The sequence below is a fragment of the Streptomyces sp. NPDC053673 genome, assembly GCF_055585225.1.
In genome coordinates this window covers 1-1,231 of record NZ_JBVJKN010000106.1, presented here as the reverse complement: position 1 = coordinate 1,231, position 1,231 = coordinate 1, and the positions used below count along the sequence as shown (strand labels likewise).

Genomic DNA, 1,231 nt, shown 5'->3' with positions numbered 1-1,231 from the left:
CCCTCGGCCACAGCCGCACCCAGCCCCGCCAGATCCGCATACACCTGCGAACCAGAACCCAACATCATCCAGTCATCGACCGAACCAGCCGAACCGGCCGAACCGGCTGCAGACAGGGCCGACCACTCGACCTGGAACAGCGCGTCAGCGTGGCCGCCTCGCGACCCTGCGAGCTGGTCGGGCGAGAATGCACGCAGGGTCAGGCTGCGTACGGATGCGACCGGCGCGCCGTCAGCGTCCGCGATCTCCAGCGTCACGGCGTCCTGCCCGGCCCGGGAGAGCCGTACGCGCACGGTGTCCGCTCCCGCGGCGTGGACGGCGACACCGTTCCAAGCGAACGGCAGCCGTCCCTGCCCGGTGTCCTCGACGAGCGCACCGAGGTTGATGGCGTGCAGGGCCGAGTCGAGCAGGGCAGGATGCACGGTGAACTGCGCCGCATTTGGCTCGACTTCGTCCCCAAGACTTACCTCGGCGAACACTTCGTCGCCCCGGTGCCAGGCCGCGCGCAGCCCCTGGAAGACCGGACCGTAACCGAAGCCGGCGTCCGCGAGCCCCTCGTACAGCCCTTCCACCGCCACGGGTTCGGCCCCGGCCGGCGGCCAGACACCGAACTCGAACGCCGGGGCCTCCGCCCCCTCGGCCAGCACCGCGGTCGCATTCCGCTCCCACGGCTCGTCGTCCTCCGCGCGGTCGGCGCGGGAGTGGAAGGCAACGGACCGTCGGCCCGACTCGTCGGGCGCCGCGACGGTGATCTGCAGCTCGACGCCGCCGTCCTCGGGCAGCACGAGCGGCGCCGCGAGGGTGAGGTCGTCGACCAGGTCGCAGCCGACCTGGTCACCGGCGCGGATCGCCAGTTCGACGAATGCGGTACCGGGAAGCAGCACCGTGCCGGCCACGGCGTGGTCCGCAAGCCAGGGGTGGGTGGCGAGGGACAGTCGGCCGGTGAGGAGCAGCCCGTCCGCATCGGCCAGAGCTACAGAGGCACCGAGCAGCGGATGATCTGCGGAGCGGAGGCCCGCCGTGGTCATATCCCCGCCGAGCGTTCCGGCGTCGAGCCAGTAGTGCTCGCGCTGGAAGGCGTAGGTGGGCAGATCCACGCGCTGGGCGCCCGTACCGGCGTAGTACGCCTCCCAGTCCACGGCGACACCCCGCACATGCACCTGGGCGAGTGCGGTTGCCACCGTCTCCGTCTCGGGCCGGCCGACCCGCAACAGCGGGGAGAAGACTACTC

Annotated in this window: 1 protein-coding gene; it reads right to left on the bottom strand. The window is 71.6% G+C overall.

Going from position 1 to position 1,231, the window contains the following annotated elements:
* The coding region (locus tag ACZ6ZQ_RS38575; RefSeq protein ID WP_469773197.1) for a polyketide synthase dehydratase domain-containing protein at positions 1–1,181 on the bottom strand (1,181 nt) is incomplete at its 3' end.
* Positions 1,182–1,231 lie beyond the last annotated feature (50 nt).